The organism is Sporocytophaga myxococcoides, assembly GCF_000775915.1.
In the GTDB taxonomy this organism is placed as follows: Bacteria; Bacteroidota; Bacteroidia; order Cytophagales; family Cytophagaceae; genus Sporocytophaga; species Sporocytophaga myxococcoides_A.
On the sequence record NZ_BBLT01000024.1, the window covers coordinates 1 to 3,306 of the forward strand.

The 3,306-nt window shown below is 47.9% G+C and carries 2 rRNA genes; both read right to left on the minus strand.

Going from position 1 to position 3,306, the window contains the following annotated elements:
* Positions 1-42: 42 nt before the first annotated feature.
* Positions 43-154 (minus strand): 5S ribosomal RNA (rrf, locus tag MYP_RS24495).
* A gap of 98 nt (positions 155-252) precedes the next feature.
* Positions 253-3,140, minus strand: a 23S ribosomal RNA gene (locus tag MYP_RS24500).
* Positions 3,141-3,306: the final 166 nt, after the last annotated feature.

Below are 3,306 nucleotides of genomic sequence, written 5' to 3' on the forward strand. Positions count from 1 at the left end.
AAAAAAAGCTCTAAACCATAGTTTAGAGCTTTATAATAATAAGGTTGGCGACTACCTACTCTCCCGGGTGTTATCCTAGTACCATCAGCGCCACGGGGCTTAACTTCTCTGTTCGGAATGGGAAGAGGTGAACACCCGCGCTATAATCACCATTAAGGTTTTTAATATTTCTATTTTTTTTGACTCTTAAACCTTTTGTTTAAGGTCATGACAACATCTGAGAAAAAGATATATACTATAACACACAGCGCTAACGGAAAGTCTACGGGTAATTAGTATTGCTCAGCTTAGGACATTACTGTCTTTACACCTGCAACCTATCAACGTCATCGTCTTTGACGACCCTTATAAAGAAGCCTCATCTTGAGGTGAGTTTCGCACTTAGATGCTTTCAGCGCTTATCTCGACCGAACGTAGCTACTCTGCGCTGCACCTGGCGGCACAACAGATACACTAGCGGTTCGTCCAACCCGGTCCTCTCGTACTAAGGTCAGGTCCTCTCAAGCTTCTTACGCCCACAACAGATAGGGACCGAACTGTCTCACGACGTTCTGAACCCAGCTCGCGTGCCACTTTAATCGGCGAACAGCCGAACCCTTGGGACCTTCTCCAGCCCCAGGATGTGACGAGCCGACATCGAGGTGCCAAACCTCCCCGTCGATGTGAGCTCTTGGGGGAGATCAGCCTGTTATCCCCAGAGTACCTTTTATCCTTTGAGCGATGGCCCTTCCATGCGGAACCACCGGATCACTATATCCAACTTTCGTTCCTGATCGACTTGTCTGTCTCACAGTCAAGCACCCTTTTGCTATTGCACTCTACGCACGGTTACCAAGCGTGCTGAGGGTACCTTTGAAAGCCTCCGTTACTTTTTTGGAGGCGACCACCCCAGTCAAACTACCCACCATACATTGTCTCCCAAATGCTTGGGATTAGACTCCAAGTAAAGAAAGGGTGGTATTTCAACGTTGGCTCCCCGATACCTAGCGGCACCAGTTCACAGCCTCCCACCTATCCTACACATCCTTTACCCAGAGTCAATGTAAAGCTATAGTGAAGGTTCATGGGGTCTTTCCGTCCCGTTGCGGGTACCCGGCATCTTCACCGGGACTACAATTTCACCGAGCTCACGGCTGAGACAGCGCCCAGATCGTTACACCATTCGTGCAGGTCGGAACTTACCCGACAAGGAATTTCGCTACCTTAGGACCGTTATAGTTACGGCCGCCGTTTACTGGGGCTTCAGTTCAAGGCGTCGCATTGCTGCTAACCTCCCCCCTTAACCTTCCAGCACCGGGCAGGTGTCAGGCCTTATACTTCATCTTTCGATTTCGCAAAGCCATGTGTTTTTGTTAAACAGTCGCCTGGGCCATTTCTCTGCGACCTCCCATCGCTGGGTAGGCTCCCCTTCTCCCGAAGTTACAGGGTGATTTTGCCGAGTTCCTTGGCCGTGATTCACTCGAGCGCCTCAGGATTCTCTCCTTGACTACCTGTGTCGGTTTGCGGTACGGGTTCCATTAAAATATGCTTAGAAGATTTTCTTGGAAGTCTGTTTAGGGTCATTATCCATTTGGCCGAAGCCTCACGGTACTTTCACCTTCAGCAAGTCTTGCGGATTTTCCTACAAAACTTATACCTACTGGCTTTAACGCACACTTCCGTCCGTGCGCAGACCTTTCACTACTCCGTCTCTCCATCGCTCTTAATGCAAGTACTGGAATATTAACCAGTTGTCCATCGAATACACCTTTCGGCTTTTCCTTAGGCCCCGACTAACCCTGATCCGATTAACGTTGATCAGGAAACCTTAGTCTATCGGCGAATAGGTTTCTCACCTATTTTATCGTTACTTATGCCTACATTTGCTTTTCCAAACGCTCCAACAAACCTTACGATTCGCCTTCGCCGCTGTTTGGAATGCTCCTCTACCGCTTGCATTGCTGCAAACCCAAAGCTTCGGTACTATTCTTGATGCCCGTTTATTATCGATGCTCTGCCGCTCGACCAGTGAGCTGTTACGCACTCTTTAAAGGAATTGCTGCTTCCAAGCAAACCTCCTGGCTGTCTCTGCAGCTGAACCTCCTTAGTTCAACTTAGAATAGATTTGGGGACCTTAGCTGTTGATCCGGGTTCTTTCCCTTTTGGACTGGGACCTTAGCACCCCAGCCCTCACTCCTGTGTATATCTGAAAGCATTCGGAGTTCATCAGGATTTGGTAGGATTTGACTCCCCCTAGTCCTATTGGTAGCTCTACCTCTTTCAGACTCGACCACAAGGCTGTTCCTAAAAACATTTCGAGGAGTACGAGCTATTTCTCAGTTTGATTAGCCTTTCACCCCTACCCACAACTCATCCGAAAACTTTTCAACGTTTACCAGTTCGGACCTCCATGTCGTGTTACCGACACTTCATCCTGGTCATGGGTAGATCACAAAGTTTCGCGTCTACCCCCACTGACTGAACGCCCTGTTCAGACTCGCTTTCGCTCCGGCTCCGATTATATATAATCTTAACCTTGCCAGTGAGGAGTAACTCGTAGGCTCATTATGCAAAAGGCACGCCGTCAGGGTAATAACCCCTCCGACAGGTTGTAAGCGTACGGTTTCAGGTTCTATTTCACCCCCTTATTCAGGGTACTTTTCACCTTTCCTTCACAGTACTGGTTCACTATCGGTCTCTCAGTAGTATTTAGCCTTACCAGATGGTGCTGGCAGTTTCAGACGGGGCGTCTCCAACCCCGCCCTACTCAGGATACCACTATATTACGCAAACTTACCTTGACAGGACTTTCACCTTCTCTGGTCTACCTTCCCATGTAGTTTAAGTTCATTTACGCAACAACGTCGTGGTCCTACAACCCCTAAATTGCCTTAACAATTTAGGTTTGGGCTTTTCCGCGTTCGCTCGCCACTACTTACGGAATCACTATTTGTTTTCTCTTCCTCCCGGTACTTAGATGTTTCAGTTCCCGGGGTTCGCTTCCTTTCGGATGATATCCCTTCAGAATATCGGGTTTCCCCATTCGGACACCCACGGATCAATTCTTCTCAGCAGATCCCCGTGGTTTATCGCAGCTTGGCACGTCCTTCTTCGCCTCTGAGAGCCTAGGCATTCCCCATACGCCCTTAAGTAACTTTCTCGTTATTTAATTTCGCTATTATGCTTATATTTTTGACTATGTGTCTTAGTATACTCTTTCTCAGCATGTCAAAGAACTTTTGTCAGTATTTTACCCAAAATTTTATCAGTCTCAACGGCTCTTGAGCTCTGATGCATTGGATACTGCATGTGGTTAAATCGCTTTCT